The following is a 22,466-nucleotide window of genomic DNA, read 5'->3' as shown; positions in this document are numbered from 1 at the left end:
CGCGGCGTGATGCTTGACCTAAGTGCTGCGGCACGCCGCAGCGTTGGTTTCCAGTAGAACGCCGCAGGCCCATGACCAAGCACCACGTCAAGCAAAGTCCTGCCAGGGCTGTCACCGCCGGACAGCCGACCGAAGGTCCGCTAACTCCTGAAGAACTGCAACTTTCCGGGCGAAATCACTCCATGCCCTTTGAAGCTCTGCACGACGACATCACGCCCGTCGGGCTCCACTACCTGCTGATCCACTTCGACATCCCGCATCTTGCGACTGACTGCTGGAGATTGCGTTTGAGCGGTTCTTTTGAACGCTGCCTTGAATTGAGCCTGGAAGACATCAAAGCCAGGCCGGCCGTCACCATGCCGGTCACCATGGAGTGCGCCGGTAATGGGCGGTCGCTCCTTAAGCCACGGCCGCTGAGCCAGCCGTGGGGCCTCGGGGCCGTGGGCACCGCGGAGTGGACCGGTACGCCCTTGGCACCGTTGCTGGACGAGGCAGGCTTGGCCGATGACGCCGTCGAGCTTGTCTTCACCGGCGCGGACAGCGGCATTCAGGGCGGCGTGGAAGAACCGTACGCCCGCAGCCTGACCATCGAGGAAGCGATGCATCCCGATGTCATGCTGGTCTACGCGATGAACGGCGAACCTCTGCCCCTCCAGCACGGCTACCCGCTGCGGCTACTGGTTCCAGGCTGGTACGGCATGGCGAGCGTGAAGTGGTTGACCTCGATTGAAGCCGTGACCACCAGATTCCTGGGGTACCAGCAGGCGGTGGCGTATCACTACCTGCAGGGTCCCGACGGGCCCGGACTGCCCGTGACACACATCCGCGTCCGCTCACTGATGGTGCCGCCCGGGATACCGGACTTCTACACGCGGCGACGCGTTGTTGATGCCGGTCCCGTGATGTTGCATGGCCGGACTTGGTCGGGACACGGGGAAGTTGAGCGGCTGGAAGTAGGGATCGACGGCGAGTGGATGCCTGCGCATTTGGAACCGCCATTGGGTGACTACGCGTGGCGGCGATGGTCCATGGTGTGGGTCGCGAGCCCGGGCGAGCATGTACTGCAGTGCAGGGCGATGGATACGTCCGGCGCCCTGCAACCCGTGGAGCAGGTGTGGAACTACCAGGGCATGGGAAATAATATAGCGCAGCGGGTTGAGGTGACGGTGCGGTAGGGCCGTTTTGGCGGCTGGGGTTCGTGGTTTCGCCGCGTTAGACTCGTTCAAATCATGAGTATCCCGTCTTCATCCCCGGCGAACGTCCGCGTTGATGCTTGGTTGTGGGCAATCCGCGCCTACAAAACCCGATCAGCGGCCACTGCAGCCTGCCGGGCCGGGCACATCCGCATTAATGGAAATCCTGTGAAGGCATCACAAAGCGTGATTATTGGCGACACCATTCGTGTCCGGGAATCCGGGTGGGAGCGGATCCTCGAGGTACGGAGGTTGATCGCCAAGCGTGTTGGAGCCGAGGCGGCATCGCACTGTTTCACCGACCACACTCCCCCGCGCCCCGTTGCACCCAAGCTCGGGCTGCCCCAGCGGGACCGTGGTGCCGGGCGCCCCACCAAGAAGGACCGCCGGGATATGGAGAAGCTGCGGGGGTAAGTGGCTTACGGGCGCCACTTCTTGATCCAGCACATTTCGCCTGCCATTCGGGGCATCGGGGTCGGTTATCCACAAGCCCTCATTCTTGACATGAATCCACTTCAGCACCCGGCCTAGACTGGCCGACACATCACCGAACGGCTGCTGGGGGAGCTTGTCATGTCACGATTTTCGTTCGCCTTTTTTCCATCTTTGGGTCTCCGGACAGCGTGTCTCGGAGTCATCGCACTTCTGCTTCTTAGCGGGTGCCAAAACGGCCCCGCACCTGCCAGCTCACTCTCCGAGACAAGCTCGACGACGGCGTCGCCGACCTTATCGGGGCCGGCCTCCCCCGCGTCTGCTGGCCCTTCGACGGCTGCGGGGTACAAGCCGGCGGATGCGAAGGGGAAGGCGCAAAACGTGCCGGTTCCGGTGATGCCGGAGCTAGCGAAGGAAAACTCGAAAGCAGGGTTGGAGGCGTTCATCCGGTACTGGTACGCGGTCAAAAACTACGCCAATCAAACTGGTGACATCACAACGTTAGCTACTTTGAGCACGCTGAATGCATTGTTTGTAGTCACATGCAGGCCGCAGCAACGGACAGTAACAGGGATGGGCGATGGACGAACGGCGGTACGCTGCACATTCCCAACGTGGAAACAGATTGGACATCCCAGAGCGACTCACAGGTCACCAAGGTTCAGGTGATTCAGGATGCAATCCACTATTTCAACCGGGATGGGACCGAAGGCCGCCCCTCGGACGCAGCAACCAATGATGCTTTCGCGGTCGTAGCGAAGTTCCGGTCGAGCTGGAAGGTCGTCGATACCGGTGTCATTCGTTAGGTACGTCCGTGGGGCGATATCGGTTCTAGCTCTTTTCGGCACTCTCCTGACTCTCGGTGAACAGGCCCGAACGGAGGCTGACCCCGGTGAGTGGATGAGTTTGAACGACTCTAAGGGAAGCATCGATCTTGACGCTAACTGGGCCTTTGATTCCCTCACAGGGGTAGCTACGGCGAAGCCGGATGGCCCCGCGGCGGAGGATCCGAATCAGTACATGGCTGATGTCCACTGCCGCACCGACAGCCCCGACACCAGAGACCCCGGCTGCAACACCCTGGACTGCCCGCCAAAAACACCCGGCGGCCAAGAAGGAACACCCGTCATCTGGAAACAAGCACCCAAAGCCATCACCAACCCCGGCTGGACCGACTGGATCCCCATCACCGGACCCACGTGCCTCTACGATCCCCAACCAGAAAACGTCCTGGCCAACATCGCAGCCCGCATCCTCACCGACTTCCGACAACTACCCGTCAACCCCGGAACACTCCAAACCCAACCCGCCCCCAACACCCTCAAAGGCGGACCCACCAACTTCTACACCAACACCACCGGCGAACAGACCTTCAACCTCACCATCCTCGGCCAAAACGTCCACCTCACCGCCACCCCCACCAGCTACACCTACACCTACGGCGACGGCACCACCCTCGGACCAACCCCCACCCCAGGCCAACCCCTCCCCCAAACCCAATGGCTCACCACCAACACCCGCACCAGCCACACCTACACCCAAACCGGCAACTACCAAACCACCCTCATCACCACCTTCACCGGAACCTACACCGTCAACAACGGACCCCCACTCCCCATCAACGGAACCCTCAACCTCACCACACCACCCACCACCATCCACGTCTGGAAAACCCAAAAAACACTCGTCGCAGACACCTGCCAACAAAACCCCAACTCCTGGGGCTGCCCCGGAGCAACCCAGTAGCCACGCAATTGCCAACGATTGGTGCAGGGCACGTGATGCTGTCGTGCCCAAAACCAATCTCAAACCCATCAGATCGAAGACCTCAAATGCCGCTTGCATGGGTGTTTCAGGGATATCCACAGGTCTTCGAATCCCACTTCGGCCATTCCCCCGGACCGATCTAGGCTGATCGACACAACACAAACCAGCTAGGAGTACCGAATGATTCGAGACCTTCACGCCTGCAAAAAGACAGTTACGCGTCTAGGTACGGTGGCGATGGCTGTGTCCAGCTTGCTTCTCGTATCTGGTTGCCAGGGCGGCGAAGACCGTTCCACTTCCATAAGTCCCGCACCGCTGTCGAAACAGGTGTCGTCGCCCGCTTCGGCACAGGGCACCATCATCTCCTCCGACGGCTTGTATCAACTCATGCCAGACTTCCATTGCCGTGATGATGGCCCGGATTCCGAGGACAACAGATGCCTGACGCTGGAGTGCCCTGCCACCGCTGACAGCAAGGCAGAAGGGAGGCCTGTCATCTGGAAGAAGGCGTTACGAACAGTAGCCAGCCCCGGATGGCAGGACTGGGTTCCGGTAAGCGGTCCAACGTGCTTCTACGATCCCCATGCCTGATCAGGGGTGCAAGAAGCAGTCGGCTCAGGAGCTGAGAAACCGTGGCGGACGGCCCGCAACGTCACTGCGCGGGAAGCGACTCCCGGTGCCGGATCCTCGAATCGCCGAACTCTATGGCGACAGGCGCAAGCTCCGTGGCCCCTTGCTGTCGGGACTGGGCCTTGCCCACGGCAATGTGGGGCAGCCACCGCGGGGACCTGTAGCCCAGGGCATGGGAAGACAGGATGAAGTCGTCAATGTTGTCGAGCCCAAGGTCGTCCAACAGCACGTGAAGTCCTTGGACAAGGAGTGCTTGGTAGTCATGCACTTCCTGTGGAACGTCCACTTCGAGACCCATAAGGCGTCCGCCGCCCAAAGGAACCAGCCTGTCAGACTTGCCTAGGAATCCCTCCAGGACCGGCAATTCGGTCAGCCAGCTCACAATTTCCGGAAGTACCCTTTCCGGCGTCGAGCGCCCTTTGGTCCAGGCCTCAATGTCCGCCACCAAGTGGTCCAGGATGCCGACGTGCAGCAGTGTCATGTGCAGTCCCTGCGGCTTGCGGAGTGAGACGACGAAGCGGCTGAGTCCCTCGTAGTCGTCAAGTCCGGCGCCAATTCGAAGGACCGGAACCTCAACTGTGACGCGAGGTTCCTCCGGTTTGCCGGGGGTGCGATCGCTGGCGGTCATGAACCACATTATGCGCCGGATGCAAAGCCAGCGGCAGGCCGACGACGGAACGAACTGCCGCCGTCGGGGAGCTACTTCCTTGGACGGGCCTGGACGAGGTTGGCGAACGGAAGCCTCCCGAAGATGGCAATAAAGTCAGCGTGGTAGGCGGCTTCGGCCGCGTTCACGTCGGGCGCGGGGAGTTCCTTCCATGCAATCACCAAGTCGAGGGCGTCGCGCAGTTGCCAGATGAGCCGCGCATCCCAAACGACGGTCGGACGTCCACGGCCGTAGTCCAAGAACTCCTGGATCTGCTGACGAAGTCCTCGGTTGCCTTGACTGCCGGCGCTGGCTTTGCCCAAGTAGAGTACTGAAGCTTCCGGTAGCCATTCGGCTTCCAGGGCTTCCCGCTTGAGGGAGGGGTCCTTTTTCTTGAATGTCCCGGCCGTGCTCTTGCTCAGGAATACTGGCTGGAATTCTGCAGGGCGGAGCACCGCGAAGATACCGGGTCCTTGGGGAATTCGCATGGGGTCGAGTTCATCGAGCGGCCTGAACCCGGTGAAGCCATCCGCGGTGAGGGACTTTTTGGTGAAGAGCATGGTCCATTGTGCTTCAGCGAAGGACAGCACTAAACCGTGAAGCGGTTCTTTCAGCGTTGACAGTGCCTTGTGACCCGTGCCATATTCAAAGCGTGAACCTGTCAGACAGCCGGACAGCCGGACAGCCCGAGTCCCAGAGGGCCCAAACGTCGCACACCCCTATCTCCCGCATTTCGGCGGCCGAGGCGGTCTTCGCGGCTCTCCGGCGCGCCATCGAGGGCGGTCAGTTCGACATCGGGACAAAGCTGAGCTCCGAGGCAACCTTGGCTGCGCAGTACGGCGTGAGTCGCTCCGTTATCCGTGAGGCTTTGAGGTCCTGCAATACTCTAGGCCTCACCGTGACGAAAACCGGCAAGGGCACCTTCATTGTGGCCAACAAAGTCGCAAACGATCTCACGTTGGGCCAATACAGTGCACGCGATCTCAACGAGGCACGGCCGCACATCGAGGTCCCCGCGGCCGGATTAGCAGCTGAGCGCCGCACTGACGAAGAACTCGAGCACCTCAAGGAGATTGTCCAAGAGATGCTCCAGGAAACCGACCCCGAAGCGTGGGTGAACCTGGACGCGAGCTTCCACTCCGCCGTCGCCCGCGCAAGCGGAAACAGGGTGTTCGCCAGCGTTGTCTCGGACATCCGGGAAGCCTTGGCTCACCAGTCCGAAACCCTCAACCTCATTGCAGACCGTCAACACCGCTCGGACGACGAGCACGTGGCTGTGCTCAACGCCATTGAAGCGGGCGATTCCGAGGCAGCCAGCCAAGCAATGGCACACCACCTCCAAGCCGTCAGCATCGCGCTGGACACGATCCTCAGCAAATGACGCCCCAGCACATGACACACATAAAGGACACCATGCCCGCCCCCGAAACATCGGACAGCCCACCGGCCCAGAGAACGCCGCGACACGTCCCACTCGTCGAGGTAACCCGCGATGGCTTGGTGGAAAGCGTTCACTACGGATCATTGGCCGCCCTGGCCCATGATGGAACCCCGGTGATCGAAGCCGGCGAGCCGCAAGCTCCGATGTACCCGCGCTCCAGCCTCAAGCCGCTCCAGGCCGTGGCGCTCCTGAAAGCCGGACTGGACCTACCCCAAAATCTTCTGGCCCTCACCGCCGCCAGCCACTCGGGCGCATCGATGCATCGCGAAGGCGCCCGGGAGATCCTGGGCCTGCACGGCCTGACGGAAGCAGCGCTCGGCAACAGCACCGACCTTCCTTACGGGGTAAAAGAGCGCGAAGAATGGCTCCGCGCTGGCAATGGACCCACCCAGATCGCCCAGAACTGCTCCGGCAAGCATGCTTCCATGACGGCCGTATGCGTCATCAATGGATGGCCTGTGGAGGGGTACTTGCACCCTGAACACCCATTGCAGGTCCTGGTCCGGGACACCATCACCGAACTGACCGGCGAAGAAGCCGCGGCCGTAAGCACTGACGGTTGCGGCACTCCGTTGTTCGCCCACTCCTTGTTCGGCATGGCGCGCGCCTACGGTCGCCTCGCCGCTGCCGATGAGGAAACCAACGAAGGCAAAGTGGCCCACGCCATGCGCCGCTGCCCCGAGATGGTTGCCGGTGAGGGGCGCGACGTGACCGCACTCATGCGCGCCGTCCCGGGCTTGCTCGCCAAAGACGGCTTCGAAGGCCTTCAACTTGTCGGGCTTCCGGATGGCACCGGGTTCGCAGTCAAGATTTCCGACGGCGGCGACCGGGCCCGCATGCCCATCACCGTCGAGGTGCTCCGCCGGTTAGGCGTCGACGGCGGAAGCTTGGACACGCTTCAGAGCCCACCCGTGTTGGGCGGCGGCCACCCGGTCGGCGAGCTCCGCGCGGCCCCTATTTTCAGCAAGAACTAATCCAAGGACAGCGATGACCACCGTTGATCAAGCGATCCCCCTCCGTTCCGAACACGACCTCCTAGGTGACCGCAACGTTCCCGCGGATGCCTACTGGGGTGTCCATACTCTCCGAGCCATCGAAAACTTCCCCATCACAGGGCAACCCCTATCCACCAACCGGCACCTCGTCCGAGGTTTGGCCGCGGTAAAGCTGGCAGCTGCCCGCACCAACCACGAGCTCGGCCTCCTCGACGCCGAACGAGCCGGAGCCATCGAGCAAGCTTGCCAGGACGTCATGGACGGCATGCTCCAGGACCAGTTCATGGTGGATGTGATCCAAGGCGGCGCGGGCACGAGTTCCAACATGAACGCCAACGAGGTTTTTGCCAACCGCGCTTTGGAGATCCTGGGCTACCCCAAGGGCGAGTACTCCAGGCTCCACCCGAACGATCATGTCAACCTGAGCCAGTCCACCAATGACGTCTACCCGACGGCGGTGAACCTCGCCACGATCTTCTCGGTCAAGGAGCTGCTCCTGGCCCTCGAAGAGTTGGAGCTGGCGTTCGCGGAAAAGGGCCGCGAGTTCCGAACCGTAGTGAAGATGGGCCGGACCCAATTGCAGGACGCTGTTCCGATGACGCTGGGCCAGGAGTTTGGCGGCTACGCCGTAACCATCGGCGAGGACCGGGCCCGGCTGGATGAGTCAAACATGCTCATCCACGAAATAAACCTTGGCGCCACAGCCATCGGAACGGGCTTGAACGCCCCTGCCGGCTACGCGGAAGCCGCCTGCCGCCACTTGGCTGAGATCACCGGCCTTCCCCTCCTTACCGCGGTGGACCTGATCGAGGCCACCCAGGACGTTGGTGCCTTTGTACACCTGTCCGGCGTGCTGAAGCGCGTCGCGGTGAAGCTGTCCAAGATTTGCAACGACCTCCGCCTGCTCTCCTCCGGACCCCGCGCGGGACTGGGCGAGATCAACCTTCCGGCAGTGCAGTCAGGTTCGTCGATCATGCCCGGCAAGATCAACCCGGTGATCCCGGAAGTGGTCAGCCAAGTGGCCTACGAGGTCATCGGCAACGATGTCACCGTCACCATGGCCGCAGAGGCGGGACAGCTTCAGCTCAACGCCTTTGAACCAATCATTGTGCACAGCTTGCACAAGAGCATCTCCCATCTGGAAGCAGCCTGCCGCACCCTGACAGCACGCTGCGTCCGGGGCATCACCGCAAACACCGAACGGCTACGGCTTACCGTGGAGCAGTCGATCGGTCTCGTCACGGCATTGAACCCCCATATCGGCTATGCCTCCGCAACCGCCATAGCCCAAGAGGCGCTGGCAACCGGTAAGGGCGTAGCAGAGCTGGTCCTGGAGCATGGCCTGCTGACAGCTGGCCAGCTGGAGGATCTCCTCAGCCCTGAACGTCTGGCAAATCTGAGTAAACAGGCTGAACCCAGCCAATGATCCGGGAGCTCCAGCCAGCCCCAACGGCTTGAGCTATCCGTCCCTTCGATAAGCTACACCCCACGTGGCAGTGTCCAGTGAGCCCGGAACCCAGCCGGACGCGTCAGGACACCCAAATAGGACATCCCTAAGGATTCACATGAGCAACCCCATCACGGACCACACAGTCCCGCCGCAAGCGCACGCAACCGAGAAGGCACTCCACACGGAGGACTCCGGCTACCACAAAGACCTAAAACCCCGGCAGATCCAGATGATCGCGATCGGCGGTGCAATCGGTACCGGCCTGTTCCTCGGTGCCGGAGGCCGACTGAACGCTGCTGGCCCGTCCCTTGTCATCGCCTACGCCGTCTGTGGTTTCTTCGCCTTCCTGATTCTCCGTGCCCTCGGCGAACTGGTCCTCCACCGCCCGTCGTCGGGCTCGTTTGTCTCCTACGCCCGCGAGTTCTTCGGTGAGAAGGCCGCGTTTATCTCCGGTTGGTTCTACTGGATCAACTGGGCCACCACCACCATTGTGGACATCACGGCGGCGGCCCTTTATATGAACTTCTTCGGTAAATACGTGCCCTGGATGGGCGCCGTGCCGCAGTGGGCCTGGGCGCTCATTGCCTTGGTTGTGGTGCTGAGCCTGAACTTGGTTTCGGTCAAGGTCTTCGGCGAGATGGAATTCTGGTTCGCGCTGATCAAGGTCGCGGCCCTGGTTTCGTTCCTGCTGGTGGGCACCTACTTCGTCATCTTCGGCACCCCGGTCTCCGGCCAGCAAGTGGGCTTCAGCCTCCTCTCTGACCACGGCGGGATCTTCCCCAACGGCATTCTGCCCATGATCATCCTGATGCAAGGCGTACTCTTCGCCTATGCTTCGATTGAGCTCGTAGGCACTGCGGCCGGTGAAACGCCCAATCCGGAGAAGATCATGCCCAAGGCCATCAACTCGGTGGTTTTCCGCATCGGCGTTTTCTATGTAGGTTCCGTCATCCTGCTCGCGTTGCTGCTCCCCTACACCTCGTACCAGAAGGGTGTCAGCCCGTTCGTGACGTTCTTTGGTTCCATCGGCATCCAGGGCGTGGACGTCATCATGAACCTCGTTGTCCTGACGGCCGCGTTGTCCTCATTGAATGCAGGCCTTTACTCCACCGGTCGCATCCTCCGTTCCATGTCGGTTGCCGGCTCGGCGCCAAAGTTCGCCCAGCGGATGAACAAGGCCGGTGTCCCGTACGGTGGTATCGCCATCACCGCAGGTGTCTCCTTGCTGGGCGTTCCGTTGAACTACTTGGTCCCGGCCGACGCTTTCGAAATCGTCTTGAACGTAGCGTCCGTGGGCATCATCGTCACGTGGGCCACGATCGTCCTGTGCCAGATGCAGCTCAAGCGGTGGTCCGAAAAGGGCTGGCTCAAGCGGCCGTCCTTTCGGATGTTCGGGGCTCCCTACACCGGTTACCTTGCCTTGCTGTTCCTGGTGGGCGTCCTGGTCATGGTGTTCATCGAATCTCCCCTCACCATGCTCGTTACGGCCATCGCCTGCGCCCTGATGATCGTTGGTTGGTTCATGTGCCGTAAGCAGATCCACGAGCTCGCCGCCACCCGCGACGGCTACACGGGCAGTGCCCCTGTCATTGCGAACCGCCCGCTTCCGGCCAGCGATAAGTAGCACCGGTACCAACTACCGACGTACGACGGCGGCACCCGGGTTCCGTACTTTCGGAACCCGGGTGCCGCCGTCGTACGTTAACGCGTCGCAGTCCAGACGTCCGATGACTCGTGTCTACTATTGGTCCATGGCTGTCACAGACGAAGCGATCAGCAAGATCAAGGACATGCTGATCCGAGGGGAGCTCAAGGCTGGCGACCGTCTTCCGCCGGAGAAAGAACTGAGCGAAAGGCTTGGCCTGTCCCGCAGTTCCCTGCGCGAGGCGGTTAAAGCCCTCGAGCTGATCCGCGTGCTGGACGTCCGCCGCGGAGACGGCACCTACGTGACCAGCCTGAACGCAAGACTGCTCAACGAGGCAGTCGCCTTCGTAGTAGATCTGCACCAAGACCGCTCGATCCTGGAGCTCTTTGAAGTCCGTCGGATCCTGGAGCCGGCCACTGCCCAGGTGGCGGCTGGAAAAATCGGCGACGATGAACTGGGCGCCCTGCGCGGCACCCTGGAGGGCATCGACGAAAACACGGACGTCAAGGAACTGGTGGCCCACGATCTCACCTTCCATGGCATCATCACCGATGCGGCCGGAAACGAGTACCTCGGCGGCCTGCTCGAGGCCTTGTCCAGCAGCACGGCGCGGACCCGGATCTGGCGTGGATTGGTGCAGGAAAATGCCGTAGCGAAGATGTTGGACGAGCATCGCGCCATCGCGGACGCACTCGAACGGCGCGACGCTGAGCTGGTGAGGGCCCTCATGACCGTGCACATCAGCGCAGCGGAGAAGTGGCTGCGGCAAACCTTTTAAGGCGGGCTTCCTCGAAGGAAAAGCGGCTAAACATCAGATCGGTAACCTGCGTCGGGTCACATTTCCGAAATCCTGGCGGATGCAGCGACACTGGAGTCCGGATGTCAGTCCCGATCGCACGGAGGAAGCCATGACCTTGAAATTCGCCAGGCTGGGTAGTGCCGGAAACGAACAACCCGTTGTCATTGCCCCGGACGCAGACGGTTCGGAGAAGTACTTCCGCCTCACGTCACTGACTCAGGACATCGACGGCGGCTTCCTGGCCTCGGGCGGCATCGAACGCACCCGCGAAGCCCTGAATACGGGCAAACTTCCCGAGATCTCACCGGAGGGACTACGCGTTGGGGCTCCTGTTGCGCGCCCCGGTGCCGTCGTGGCCATCGGACTGAATTACGCCGCCCACGCTGCCGAATCGGGTGTCGCCGCGCCCGAAGCTCCCGTTGTGTTCCTCAAGCCAACCAACACCATCGCCGGTCCGTTCGACGCCGCACCCATCCCGCCGTCGTCGGAGAAGTACGACTGGGAAGTGGAACTGGCCATTGTCATCGGGCGGGAAGCGTCGTACCTTTCTTCCGTTGCCGCGGCGGCGGAATGCATCGCTGGCTTTGCCGTGGCGAACGATCTCTCCGAGCGCGAATACCAGATCCCCGGGGCCGCCGGACAGTGGACCAAGGGCAAGTCGCTTCCCGGATCCACGCCCTTGGGCCCGTGGCTGGTACCGGCCTCGGAGGTGGACCCGAACAATTTGCGCCTCCGGACCCTGGTCAATGGCGACGCGAGACAGGACTCGGTTACCTCGGACATGATCTTCGATCCGGCCACGATCGTCCACCACCTCAGCCAGTACATGGTCCTGGAACCGGGCGACGTGATCATCACGGGAACACCCGAGGGCGTGGCGATGTCCGGGCGCTTCCCGTTCATCCAGCCTGGTGACGTGGTGGAACTGGAAATCGAGGGCCTGGGACGTCAACGCCAGGAGTACTTCCGGGCAGAAGTCCGCTGACGTAGCAACTGCCGGAGCTCAAGAGAGAGCCCTACTCGCTCACCAGCTCGTCAAGTTCCGGCAGCAAGTGGGGGTTGATCCGGCGCAGGATTGCCTCCACCTCCTCGCGGGGAACAGCGGTATAAAGCACCGGCCGGGCATCGTCATGACGGGACACCGGTGGCTTGTCCGGCCACTTCTCAGCCAACGCTTGGACCCGTTCAGGCAGGGAGTTGTGCGCGTTGTCGGCAATTTTCACCAGCGTCGCATCGTGGTCCTTGGCGACGTCATGGATGAAGGCTGCGTAATCATCGGGATGCTCGTGGAAGCGCTGGGTAACGCGTTCGATGATGTCCGCGGCCCGCTCTGAAACGCCCATATCCAGCAGGGCCTGCCTCGTGATGGGAGTATCCTCGGCGATGGCATGGAGGTATCCGGCGATCTGGATATCGTCATCGAAGTCGGCGAGCGCATCTCCGACGGCCAGGACGTGCTCGCGGTATGGACGCTTGAGTTTGTCCTTCTGACGGTTGTGAGCCACCTCGGCCAGGACCCGGGCGGTCTCGACGGTGAAGCGTGGTTCGGTCATGTAGTGCCTCCGATTTGATGACGTGCCTGGGGGATCGGCCCTCACCTCAGGCTAGCCGGTCCTCGGCGTCTAATCCTGCACGGCCCTAGCTGCGATCGCCACAGTGATTGCCCGAGGCAGGCGCTGGGCGAACCCGGCGGCCAAGCGGTTCGCCCAGCCGGACACCACGCTGCCGGGCGTTCCGCTGCGGTCCAGGGCTTTGATAGCGGTCTCGACAACCTGCGATGGCATTTGCATGCGGCCCACCGCGGCAGACTCGCTTCCGAGCACCTCGAAGAACTCGGTGCTCGTAGCTCCGGGGCAAAGGGCCAACACGCTGAGGCCCGAAGCCCTGGTTTCGTGCGCTACAGCCTCAGTGAAGCTCAGGACAAAAGCCTTGGTGGCGCCGTATACAGCCATGCCCGGGATGGGCTGGAAAGCTGCGGTGCTCGCAACATTGACCAGCGCGCCCTTTGCTGATGACAGCATGCCTGGAAGGAAAGCGCGGGTGATGTCCACCAAGGAGGCGACGTTCAGTGATATCTCGGAGGCAATCGCGTCAGGGTCCTCCTCCGCGAAAGGGGACCGGGTGCCGAAACCTGCATTGTTGATCAAGGTATCCACCGTGATTCCCCGGCTGCCGAGGTCTGCGGCCAACTCCCGCCCTGCGCCAGGGCGGGCCAAATCCATGGGCAGTACTGTCACGGTCACCCCGTGCTGGGAACGGAGTTCCCCCGCCAGCTCTTCGAGGCGGTCAGCGCGCCGCGCTACCAAGACGAGGTTTGCGCCACGGGCAGCGAAACGCTCGGCGAACTCGGCCCCGAGGCCGGAGCTTGCTCCGGTGATGAGTGCCGTGGTGCCGCGGTAGGTCATGGTCATGGTGTGTCCGATCGGTGGGCTGAGGGTCTGGGAGATGCGTCGAAGCAATGTAGTCGCTGACAACATGGTAGGCACCGACTACTTTGTTGTCAATGCCAACATTGCCTTAGGCTTGATACATGACCGACCAGCCCTACCACCACGGCAAGCTGCGCGAGGCACTCCTTGAGCGGGCCATGGAAACCATCGAAGAAGCCGGGCTGGAGGGGCTATCCCTCCGGCAGTTGGCGCGGGACATGAACGTCAGCCATGGTGCCCCGGCAAAGCACTTCCGGGATAAACAAGCGTTGATTGATGCCATGGCGCTGGCCGGATTTCGCTCCATGAATCACCTTTTATCTGAAGCATCTGCCTCAGGCGAGGATCTGCAAGATCGCTTCCTCAGCGTCGCGAAGGTTTACGTGGACTACGCGGTGGCCCATCCGGCCCTCGTCAACGTCATGTATTCCACCAAGCACCATCCCGGTTCCAGCACTGAGCTTCGCACCACCGGGGAGCAGAGTATCGAGATGGCCCGCGCCCTCATCGCCGAGGCCCAAGAGGCAGGGGCGTTAGCTCCGGGGGATCCCGATACCTTGGCAAAAGTCTGTTTCGTGAGCCTGCACGGCGCCGCCCTCCTGGCCGCCGGTAGGCATCTGGACGGGATGGCCGTGTCGGACATCGTCCAGGCCACGACCGACACTTTATGGGCCGGCATGGCCGCCGGGGTTCCAGCAGCCCAGCTTGGCTGATTTCGGGTCGGGGGCTCGCTGACACCGCCAGCCAGCAACTCAGCTGACCGGCGTTTTCCACACCCATGCTTGCCGAGGCAACAGATCCGGCGCGAACTCCCCTAGCGCTGATGGCAGCGGGCCCGGTGGCAGCCCCAACGACTCCAGGATCAGGTCCCGCACGCGCTCTGCGGAAAGTCCGACGGCGGCAAGATCCGCCAGCGTCACCGCGCCGTCCCGCTTCGCCAGCCTCGCGCCGTCGTGGTTAACCACCAAGGGAACATGGGCAAATTCCGAGGTGGGAAGGCCGAGCAGGTTCGCCAGGTACGCCTGCCGCGGGGTGGACGGAAGAAGATCCTCGCCGCGCACCACCTGGTCGATCCCTTGTGCGGCGTCGTCCACAACGACGGCGAGATTGTAGGCCGTCACCCCGTCATTCCGACGCAGCACGAAGTCGTCCACCACGCCGACGTATCGGCCATGCAACCCGTCCTCAACAGCCCACTCGGTGACGTCGGAACGTAAGCGGATGGAGGCCGGACGCGAGGCTCGCCTGATCTCACGTTCGGCCTTGGTTAGCCGCCGACACGTCCCGGGATAGGCCCCCAGGGGTGCGTGCGGGGCGGACGGCGCTTCCTGGATTTCCTTGCGCGTGCAAAAGCACTCGTACGTGCGGCCTTCGGCCTCAAGGTGCGCAATGGCGTCTTGGTATAAAGCGGTTCTTTCCGTTTGGCGTACGACGGCGGCGTCCCAACTAACGCCCACGGCCTGGAGATCACGTAGCTGCCCGGTCTCGGCCCCGGAACGTGCCCGATCCAAGTCCTCAACACGGAGGAGGAAGTCCCGGCCCGTGGACTTGGCGAAGAGCCAGGCCAGCATGGCCGTGCGCAGGTTCCCCACATGGAGTTCGCCGGACGGACTCGGGGCAAATCGGCCTGCGGAAGTCATGAACCTAGCCTATGTGGCCCCAGTTGCAAGACCGGAGCTGCGGCGCGGACGGCAGGAGAGGTTGGCAGGGCCGGAGGGCGGGACCGGAAAACACAAGAGCCCCTCAGCGACCGCAACGATCCGGTGGCTCAGGGGCTCTTGAGGTGTCCGCCCCACGACGGGCGAGATGCAGAATGACGATGCTGTGAACAAGAGTCAATCAGCGGCGGTCTCCTTGCGGGAATCCGTACAGGTTTGCGGGTGGTGTGCCGCGTCCCTGCTGCCTGCAGGATCCGGCGGTAGCCTTGTCCTGCTTCGTTGCCACTATTTCAGCAGGACACATACAGTTGGCGCAACGGGCTGGCTTATCATTGGTCAATCTGACCATCCCAAGAACATCCAGCAGACAGGAAGTGGTCACTTTGCAGGAACTCGACTCCACGGACCGCCGTATTCTCGCGGCATTGGACGAGGACCCCCGGGTACCGATCATGGTCCTGGCGCAGAAACTGCACCTGGCTCGGGGCACCGTCCAATCACGACTGGAGCGCATGGCGGGATCGGGAGCTCTTCGGTTGAACAGCAGCCGCGTACTACCCTCGGCGCTGGGCCGCGGAGTTGCCGCAGCGGTCAGCGCCGAACTCGACCAGAGCCACCTGGACGAGGCCATCGCAGCCCTCCGCAGGATACCGGAAGTGCTCGAATGCCACGCGCCTGCCGGCGACACAGACCTCATCATCAGGGTGGTGGCCAAGAGCCCTGATGATCTTTACCGCGTCTCGGAAGAGATCCGGCTATGCCCCGGGATCGTACGCACTTCCACCAGCATGTTCCTCAGGGAAGTGATTCCCTACCGAACCACCGGCCTGCTTGAGGAGTAGCCGCCCCTAGACCGGGGGCCCGGTGTTGGTCTTGAGATTCTTCATCACCAACGTTGAAGTAAGGCGCTCGACGGCGGGTAGCGCCGCGAGCTCGTCGTCGTAAAACCGCTGGTATGCGGGAAGGTCCGCAGCAATCACCTTCAGCAGGTAATCCGGGGAGCCGAACAACCTCTGCGCTTCCACGATGTTGGGACTTGCCGTGACTCGAGCTTCGAAGGCAGCCATGGTCCCCCGGTCCACCTGCCGGAGGGTGACGAAGACTATCGCTTCGAAGCCCAGGCCCACAGCAGCGGGATCGATCTCCGCGCGGTAGCCCCGGATCACCCCCGTGGTCTCGAGGTCCCGGAGCCTGCGATGGCAGGGCGCCACCGTCAAACCCACCTTGGAGGCCAGTGCCGTGGCGGTCATCCGGCCGTCTTCTTTTAGGTGCCGCAAAATACTTCTATCAATACCGTCAATCACGCAATAATCTTACTCAAACGGCAGAGAATTGGGCTAAATCAGTGAACACTTATCGGGCTCTTTCTTCTAGAGTTTTGCTACCAACTACTCTTGGAGAGATCGTGAACCCGCAGCTGTTCCTCGCCTTCATGCTGGTGGCGGTCACCCTGGCCTGCACACCCGGCGTCGACTGGGCCTATTCCATCTCGGCCGGGCTCCGCCAGCGCAGTTTTGTTCCTGCAGTCGCGGGCCTTTGCAGCGGATACCTCATCCACACGCTGCTCATGGCCGCAGGGCTGGCCGCGTTGCTCGCCGGGGTTCCCGGGCTCCTCGGTTGGCTGACCATAGCCGGAGCCGCCTACCTGCTGTGGCTTGGCTTCACCACCGTGCGCGGCTGGCGCGGTGCCACCTTCAGTGCGGAAGCCGGCGTCGTGCAGTCCCACAACCACGTCCGCACCTTCTTCCAAGGCATGGGCACCAGCGGCGTCAACCCCAAAGGATTACTGTTCTTCGTGGCCCTGGTGCCACAGTTCGTCAGCCCCGAGGCCGCCCTTCCCGTTCCGGTCCAGTCGGGCCTTTTGGGCCTGACGTTCGTCATTCTTGCCGGCTTGGTTTACACCGGCGTGGCCATGACATCGCGCAAGCTGCTGGCCTCACGGCCCGGCGCGGCACGTGTGGTTACCCTGTCCAGCGGCATCATCATGATGGGTCTGGGCGCGGTGTTGCTAGCCGAACAGCTCCTCCCCCTCATTCCCGTGGCAAGCACCTAGCGGTTATTGCCCACCCAGTTCCCTGAAGTCGCTCTCCCATAAGCGGCGCATCTCAGCGTCCTTGCGGATCACGTCCACTGTTTCGAGTTCCGCCGGCGGTAACTGCCGCTTGGACCAGGGAGTCAAGGTGCGACGACCTTGGTCCAAAGCAAGGAGTGCGCGGTCCGTAATAGCGTCGTTGCGCAAGGCCAAGCTGGTCTTCCGACGCCGCAAAACTTCCTTGAGTGCCGATTGGGCCCCTTCAAGGTCCCCCCTCGCCCGCTGGGCCCGTGCCCGAATAAGCAGCAAGGCCGCGGAGAGGTCGTCCGTATTCAGCAAGCCCTCGGTCCACACCACCACGTCCCCGTACCGTCCCAGCGAATACGCCGCCGTGCAGCGCGCCAAGGCCGACGGCAACGACGGCGGCAGGCCCACCACAGCTTCCAGGGCGGACTCCGTCAAACCCATCTCGCGGAGGCAGTGGGACAGGGCCAGGAACACGGATTCCTCGCTGAAGAAGACAGGCACCTCGATGCGTTCGGCCACCTCAACCCGGGTGACCACCTGGCCCAGGTAGGCCGCCGAGAACTGGCTGGCGTCGTCGTCGATCCTTGTTGTCAGTCCTCGCCGGAGCAGTTCGGATGCGCGCAGGTAACTGCCTTGCTTGTACGCCAGCAGGCCTGCCATGATGTGGCACAGCCCGGCCCACCCCGGATACATCCGGCCCAATGCAATCAGGCGCTCCGGCTCGGTGGCGCTGAAAACGGCATCGTGCATTGCCTTGGCCGGCCTGGAAGCCATTATCCGGGGCCGGGGAACCGTGCCGAGGACTGAAAGCCTCGCGCCGTCGCGCCCGCTGAGGACGCCGGACAACATCCCGCCCACGCCGTCAGCCAAGCCCCGCACAGGAGTGCGGACATACCCTTCGCGGAAGGGCGTGAGGTCACGGGTATCGTGGAACACCGAGTGCGTGCGGCCGTTGGGTACTTGGCTCATGAACCCATGCTAGCCGCCGTCGAACTGCGGCCGAACCCCTGCTATTGCAGGCAATTCAGGAGTATTATGGCGGCGTCGGCAAGGTTTTGCCACAGCCCTTGCCGCAGGTCGGCTCTCCAAGGAGAAGAGCCGGGTAACCGCGTGAAAGGGAGGACTGATGACCACCGCTTCGCATCCCACCGAACACCACCACATGATGGGGTTAACGCTTCACAACACCGCCATGGGCGTCGGCATTGTTTTTCTGCTGGTAGGCATCCTGGGCTTCATCCCGGGAATCACCACCAATTACGGCGCTATGACCTTCGCGGGGCATGAATCCGGCGCCATGCTGCTTGGAGTCTTCCAAGTGTCCATACTTCACAACATCGTCCACATGCTGTTCGGCGCTGCCGGCTTGGCCATGGCTCGGAACGATCGCATGGCCCGCCTGTTCCTGATCGGCGGCGGCGCTGTGTACCTCGTTCTCTGGATCTACGGCCTGCTCATCAACCAAGACACGGGCGCCAACTTCGTTCCGTTCAACACGGCGGACAACTGGCTGCACCTCATCCTCGGCGTTGCAATGATCGGCGTTGGCCTGTGGCTCGGACGGGATGCCATGGAGGGGACCGCCGCGCGGAGGCGCATGTAGAGATCAGTCACCTCCGGTCGAGCTGGCATTTAGCGAACAGTCCCAAGGATTGGGATTGCCAATAAATGCCAGCTCGACGGCGGATGGAGACTAGTGGGCGGAGGGAGACGAGCGCGGGGCGCGGCCACCCAGGCGGCCCGTGACTTTCGCCGCAGCCTCGGCACAGGCTTCGCCGAGGCTTTTTAGTGTGTCCGGGGAAACGCGGAACTTGGGCGCCGGGATCAGCACAGAAGCCACGATGTCACCCCTGTGGTCATAGACCGGTGAGGCTACACCCACTTCCTCGATGGAGGTTTCACCGAAATTCACCGCCCATCCGCGCTCGACCGAGTCCTCCAGCCGCACGAGGTAGGACTCGACGGCGTCGTCGTCCGCACCGGGCAGGCTGATGGAACCACTGCGCAACAACTGACGCACCCTGTCCTGGTTCTCGGCCGCAAGGAACACCTGCACAGATGAACTGAAGGCCTCGTTGTAACGGGCACCCAAGGGGGCCAGGTGCTTGACCTGGTGGCGGCTGGGAATCTGCTCCACGCACATAGATTCGCTGCCGTTCCAGACCATGAGTGCACTGGTCTCCCCTGTTCTCTCGGTCAGTTCGCGCAGCACGGGGTAGGCAACTCGGCGCTCCTCGAGCTCGGCAAGCAGTGGGCCGGCCATCGCGATCATCCCCAGCCCCAAGCGGAACCTGCGTGAATCGACGTCGCGCTCCACCAGGTTCTCCTGCTCCAACGTGGCCAGGATGCGGGAAACAGTGCTCTTGTGCAAGCCAATCCGCCCGGCAATTTCGGTCACTCCCAGGAGTGGCTCGTCGGCAGTGAAGCTCCTCAGGACGGCAATGGCGTTGACGATGACCGAAGTGCTCTTGCTGTCACCGTTGCTGTTTCCGTTGTCAGGAGTGTCGCTGGATTCCGAGGGAGTCATGGGTTCACTATATTTGCCCGGAGCGGCCGGATGTCCCGGTACAGGCCAGCGGACACCGTGCACTGCGTCCGCCGGCCCCTCACCTAGGCTCCGATGATGTTGTGCTCGGGGCCGAACGGGAACTTGGTGATGTTCTCGGCACCGTCTTCGCCCACTACCAAGATGTCGTGCTCCCGGTATCCACCGGCGCCCGGCTGGCCGTCCAGGACGGTGATCATCGGTTCCATCGAGACCACCATTCCCGGCTCCAGGACTGTGTCGATATCCTCGCGCAGTTCCAAGCCGGCTTCCCGACCGTAGTAGTGGCTGAGCACACCGAACGAGTGGCCGTAGCCAAAGGTGCGGTTGGCCAGCAAGCCGTGGCTGACGTAAATCTCGTTGAGCTCGGCGGCAATGTCCTTGCAGACGGCGCCCGGCTTGATGAGTTCCAGGCCGCGCTTGTGGACTTCCACATTGATGTTCCACAGTTCGAGGGAGCGGGCATCCGGCTCACCGAAGAACAGGGTGCGCTCCAGTGCCGTGTAGTAGCCGCTGGTCATGGGGAAACAGTTCAGGGACAGGATGTCGTGCTCTTGGATCTTGCGCGTCGTGGCCCAGTTGTGCGCCCCGTCCGTATTGATGCCTGACTGGAACCAGACCCAGGTATCGCGAATTTCGGAGTCCGGGAAGGTGCGGGCAATTTCATGGACCATGGCTTCGGTACCGATCAGGGCGACCTCGTACTCGGTGATTCCGGCAGTGATGGCGTTGCGGATGGCCTCGCCGCCCAGGTCACCGATGCGCGCACCGTGCTTGATGACAGCAATCTCTTCGGCCGACTTGATCATGCGCTGCCGCATGGCGGCCTGTGCAACATCCACAAGGGTCGCTCCGGAGAAGGCCTCCTGGATTTTGTTGCGGTTATCCAGGGGAAGCGAGTCATCTTCGACCCCGATGCGGCGCGGGTTGATACCGCGGGTGCGAAGGACTTCCTGGATTGCGTGGATGTAATTGTCGCGGCGCCAGTCCGTGTACACCAGATTCTCGCCGTAGCTACGGCGCCAGGGCATGCCGGCGTCGATATTTGCGGTGATGGTGACCGTGTCATCCTTGGTAACCACCATCCCGTAAGAGCGGCCGAAATAGGTGAAGAGGAAGTCGGAGTAGTACTTGATGGAGTGGTAGCTGGTGAGGATAACGGCGTCGAGTTCCTTCTCGACCATAATGCTGCGAAGGCCGGCGAGACGGCGCTCGAACTCGGCGTCGGAGAAGGTCAACGACACCTTCGCGCCATTGTTGAGGACCTTGGTGCGTTCGAGCTTGGCGACGTCGTTGACAGCCTCGTTCTGGGTAATGGTCATGGGTATTCCTTTCAATGGGTGGGTGTAGTCAGCCCTGCTGCAGAGGCTTCTTGGAAGTCTCGGAAGCGAACAGGACCGCGATGAGGGAAACTATGGAGGCGGCCACGAGGTACCAGCCGGGGGCCAGCTTGCTGTGGGTCATGCCAATCAGGAGGGTCGCCATAAACGGGGCGGTACCACCGAACAGGGCGTTCGAGAGGTTGAAGCTGACCGCGAAACCCGTGTAACGGACCTTCGTCGGGAACAGCTCGGCGAGGAAACTCGGCAACGTGCCGTCGTTGAGCGTGAGCATGCCGCCGAGAAGGATCTGGACGAGCACAATCACCAGGAAGTTCCGGGTGTCCAAGAGCAGGAAGGCCGGAACGGTCAACAAGATAAAGAGCACGGATGCACTGAGAAGCATGCGTTTGCGACCGAACTTATCCGAAGCGATGCCCGTCAGGAAGATGAAGCCGATGTAGCTGGCCAAGGCAATGGTGGTGGCAAGGAACGATTCCGTGGCACCGAAACCCAGCTCTTCGGACAGGTATGTGGGCATGTAGCTGAGGATTACGTAGAATCCCACAGCATTGAGCAGCACCGCACCCGTAGCGATAACCAGCTGTTTCCGGTAGGTCCTGAACATCGCCAATGCCGGCGCTTTAGCGTTGTGATCTTTCACGGCCAGCTCTCGAAAGGCCGGAGTGTCCTCGAGTTTCGTCCGGATGTACCGGCCGATCAGACCCATGGGCGCCGCCAGCAGGAACGGCAGTCGCCATCCCCAGCCGCCCAGCTGCTCCGAGCTGAGCAGCAAGCTAAGGAGGGCAGCCAACAAAGAGCCCAGCAGCAGTCCCGCTGCGGTGCTTGCAGGCACGACGGCGGCATAGAGCCCGCGGCGATTGGCCGGCGCGTACTCCACCAGGAAGGCCGATGCGCCGGCGTATTCGCCCGCCGCGGAGAAACCTTGGACTACCCGAACCAGCAGGAGCAAGATGGGCGCCATGACCCCGATGGTTGCGTAGCCGGGGATCAGTGCAACGCAGAAGGTGGCTATCGACATCAGGACGATCGATAGGCTGAGGGCCTGCTTGCGGCCAAGCCTGTCCCCGATATGGCCCCAAATGAAGCCTCCAAGCGGCCGAACGAAGAAGCTGACGGCGAAGACTCCGAACGTCGCCAATAGTGCGGTTTGGCGGTCGGACTGGGGAAAGAAAACTGTTGAAATAACGCCAGCCAGGTAACCGTAGACCGCGTAATCAAACCATTCGACAAAGTTTCCGATGAAGCTCGCGGTGACTACTCGCCGTCGAGTGTCCTTGCTGACTTTGTAGTTTGGGGCGCTTGCCGGGTTCGAGCTGGAGGAAGGGCTGCCTTGTTCGGCTGCCACAGAGGATTCATTACTCATGTGTCCACCAAAATCTAGATGGTTGCATTTATCGCAACGCTGTTGCATCAGACTAAGTGTGGAGTGGGTCA

General features: G+C 62.1%; 24 protein-coding genes and 1 pseudogene. 15 read left to right on the top strand and 10 right to left on the bottom strand.

Going from position 1 to position 22,466, the window contains the following annotated elements:
* Window positions 1–71 precede the first annotated feature (71 nt).
* The 5 genes and pseudogenes from SB659_RS11745 (at window position 72) to SB659_RS11725 (ending at window position 3,983) form a co-directional block, all read left to right on the top strand.
* Window positions 72–1,175, top strand: coding sequence for a sulfite oxidase (locus SB659_RS11745; protein WP_410550530.1), 1,104 nt, complete (start codon window positions 72–74; stop codon window positions 1,173–1,175).
* A 54-nt stretch (window positions 1,176–1,229) separates the two neighbouring features.
* The gene (locus tag SB659_RS11740; RefSeq protein ID WP_018779945.1) at window positions 1,230–1,607 is read left to right on the top strand and encodes an RNA-binding S4 domain-containing protein; all 378 of its coding nucleotides are present in this window, start codon (window positions 1,230–1,232) and stop codon (window positions 1,605–1,607) included.
* Between the two features lie 159 nt (window positions 1,608–1,766).
* A pseudogene (locus tag SB659_RS11735) lies at window positions 1,767–2,431 on the top strand (DUF6318 family protein).
* A gap of 100 nt (window positions 2,432–2,531) precedes the next feature.
* A complete protein-coding gene (locus SB659_RS11730; protein ID WP_410550529.1) occupies window positions 2,532–3,371 on the top strand; it encodes a hypothetical protein in 840 nt (279 codons plus the stop codon).
* A gap of 258 nt (window positions 3,372–3,629) precedes the next feature.
* A complete protein-coding gene (locus SB659_RS11725) occupies window positions 3,630–3,983 on the top strand; it encodes a hypothetical protein (protein ID WP_410550528.1) in 354 nt (117 codons plus the stop codon).
* A gap of 61 nt (window positions 3,984–4,044) precedes the next feature.
* Here the strand turns inward: SB659_RS11725 and SB659_RS11720 are convergent, their stop codons facing one another.
* Window positions 4,045–4,650 carry a hypothetical protein gene (locus tag SB659_RS11720; RefSeq protein WP_410550527.1) on the bottom strand — a complete coding sequence of 202 codons (606 nt, stop codon included), beginning with the start codon at window positions 4,648–4,650 and terminating at the stop codon, window positions 4,045–4,047.
* Window positions 4,651–4,721: 71 nt separating this feature from the next.
* On the bottom strand, window positions 4,722–5,228 hold the full coding sequence (locus SB659_RS11715; RefSeq protein ID WP_410550526.1) for a hypothetical protein: 507 nt from the start codon (window positions 5,226–5,228) through the stop codon (window positions 4,722–4,724).
* 92 nt (window positions 5,229–5,320) lie between these two features.
* Here SB659_RS11715 and SB659_RS11710 point away from each other — a divergent pair, with 92 nt between their 5' ends.
* The 6 genes from SB659_RS11710 to SB659_RS11685 all read left to right on the top strand — a co-directional run bounded on the left by SB659_RS11710 (window position 5,321) and on the right by SB659_RS11685 (window position 11,983).
* Window positions 5,321–6,049 (top strand): FadR/GntR family transcriptional regulator, encoded by a 729-nt coding sequence (locus SB659_RS11710; protein ID WP_284978842.1) that lies wholly within the window; start codon window positions 5,321–5,323, stop codon window positions 6,047–6,049.
* 11 nt (window positions 6,050–6,060) lie between these two features.
* Window positions 6,061–7,083, top strand: coding sequence for an asparaginase (locus tag SB659_RS11705; RefSeq protein ID WP_410550525.1), 1,023 nt, complete (start codon window positions 6,061–6,063; stop codon window positions 7,081–7,083).
* Window positions 7,084–7,096: 13 nt separating this feature from the next.
* A complete protein-coding gene (locus SB659_RS11700; RefSeq protein WP_410550524.1) occupies window positions 7,097–8,530 on the top strand; it encodes an aspartate ammonia-lyase in 1,434 nt (477 codons plus the stop codon).
* A 139-nt stretch (window positions 8,531–8,669) separates the two neighbouring features.
* On the top strand, window positions 8,670–10,178 hold the full coding sequence (locus SB659_RS11695; protein ID WP_410550523.1) for an amino acid permease: 1,509 nt from the start codon (window positions 8,670–8,672) through the stop codon (window positions 10,176–10,178).
* A gap of 127 nt (window positions 10,179–10,305) precedes the next feature.
* Window positions 10,306–10,977, top strand: a complete 672-nt coding sequence (locus tag SB659_RS11690; RefSeq protein ID WP_410550522.1) for a FadR/GntR family transcriptional regulator — start codon at window positions 10,306–10,308, stop codon at window positions 10,975–10,977.
* Between the two features lie 130 nt (window positions 10,978–11,107).
* Entirely contained in the window at window positions 11,108–11,983 is an 876-nt protein-coding gene (locus SB659_RS11685; protein ID WP_410550521.1) for a fumarylacetoacetate hydrolase family protein, read from the top strand.
* A 31-nt stretch (window positions 11,984–12,014) separates the two neighbouring features.
* Here SB659_RS11685 and SB659_RS11680 read toward each other — a convergent pair whose 3' ends face one another.
* A complete protein-coding gene (locus SB659_RS11680) occupies window positions 12,015–12,551 on the bottom strand; it encodes a phosphohydrolase (RefSeq protein ID WP_410550520.1) in 537 nt (178 codons plus the stop codon).
* 69 nt (window positions 12,552–12,620) lie between these two features.
* Entirely contained in the window at window positions 12,621–13,409 is a 789-nt protein-coding gene (locus SB659_RS11675) for an SDR family NAD(P)-dependent oxidoreductase (RefSeq protein ID WP_410550552.1), read from the bottom strand.
* A gap of 119 nt (window positions 13,410–13,528) precedes the next feature.
* Here SB659_RS11675 and SB659_RS11670 point away from each other — a divergent pair, with 119 nt between their 5' ends.
* A complete protein-coding gene (locus tag SB659_RS11670) occupies window positions 13,529–14,140 on the top strand; it encodes a TetR/AcrR family transcriptional regulator (RefSeq protein WP_410550519.1) in 612 nt (203 codons plus the stop codon).
* Window positions 14,141–14,179: 39 nt separating this feature from the next.
* Here the strand turns inward: SB659_RS11670 and gluQRS are convergent, their stop codons facing one another.
* Entirely contained in the window at window positions 14,180–15,067 is an 888-nt protein-coding gene (gene gluQRS, locus SB659_RS11665) for a tRNA glutamyl-Q(34) synthetase GluQRS (RefSeq protein ID WP_410550517.1), read from the bottom strand.
* Between the two features lie 401 nt (window positions 15,068–15,468).
* Between gluQRS and SB659_RS11660 the strand changes: the two genes are divergently transcribed.
* Window positions 15,469–15,927 (top strand): Lrp/AsnC family transcriptional regulator, encoded by a 459-nt coding sequence (locus SB659_RS11660; protein ID WP_410550551.1) that lies wholly within the window; start codon window positions 15,469–15,471, stop codon window positions 15,925–15,927.
* A gap of 6 nt (window positions 15,928–15,933) precedes the next feature.
* Here SB659_RS11660 and SB659_RS11655 read toward each other — a convergent pair whose 3' ends face one another.
* Window positions 15,934–16,389: an Lrp/AsnC family transcriptional regulator gene (locus tag SB659_RS11655; RefSeq protein ID WP_284978832.1), complete on the bottom strand. Its 456-nt coding sequence runs from the start codon at window positions 16,387–16,389 to the stop codon at window positions 15,934–15,936.
* A 101-nt stretch (window positions 16,390–16,490) separates the two neighbouring features.
* Between SB659_RS11655 and SB659_RS11650 the strand changes: the two genes are divergently transcribed.
* Window positions 16,491–17,138 carry a LysE family translocator gene (locus SB659_RS11650; protein ID WP_410550515.1) on the top strand — a complete coding sequence of 216 codons (648 nt, stop codon included), beginning with the start codon at window positions 16,491–16,493 and terminating at the stop codon, window positions 17,136–17,138.
* 3 nt (window positions 17,139–17,141) lie between these two features.
* Here SB659_RS11650 and SB659_RS11645 read toward each other — a convergent pair whose 3' ends face one another.
* Window positions 17,142–18,113, bottom strand: a complete 972-nt coding sequence (locus SB659_RS11645; RefSeq protein WP_410550514.1) for a hypothetical protein — start codon at window positions 18,111–18,113, stop codon at window positions 17,142–17,144.
* Between the two features lie 157 nt (window positions 18,114–18,270).
* On the opposite strand from SB659_RS11645, the gene SB659_RS11640 reads away from it, so the two are divergent.
* Window positions 18,271–18,747, top strand: coding sequence for a DUF4383 domain-containing protein (locus SB659_RS11640; RefSeq protein WP_284978829.1), 477 nt, complete (start codon window positions 18,271–18,273; stop codon window positions 18,745–18,747).
* A 90-nt stretch (window positions 18,748–18,837) separates the two neighbouring features.
* Here SB659_RS11640 and SB659_RS11635 read toward each other — a convergent pair whose 3' ends face one another.
* From SB659_RS11635 to SB659_RS11625, 3 genes are all read right to left on the bottom strand, one after another.
* A complete protein-coding gene (locus SB659_RS11635; protein WP_410550513.1) occupies window positions 18,838–19,671 on the bottom strand; it encodes an IclR family transcriptional regulator in 834 nt (277 codons plus the stop codon).
* A gap of 83 nt (window positions 19,672–19,754) precedes the next feature.
* Entirely contained in the window at window positions 19,755–21,011 is a 1,257-nt protein-coding gene (locus SB659_RS11630; protein ID WP_410550512.1) for an aminopeptidase P family protein, read from the bottom strand.
* Between the two features lie 28 nt (window positions 21,012–21,039).
* Window positions 21,040–22,395, bottom strand: coding sequence for an MFS transporter (locus SB659_RS11625; RefSeq protein ID WP_284978826.1), 1,356 nt, complete (start codon window positions 22,393–22,395; stop codon window positions 21,040–21,042).
* Between the last annotated feature and the right edge of the window lie 71 nt (window positions 22,396–22,466).

It is taken from the genome of Arthrobacter sp. SIMBA_036, from assembly GCF_046535135.1.
Classification (GTDB): Bacteria; Actinomycetota; Actinomycetes; order Actinomycetales; family Micrococcaceae; genus Arthrobacter.
The sequence above is the reverse complement of the archived record's forward strand: the minus strand, read 5'-3'. Positions and strand labels throughout refer to the sequence as shown.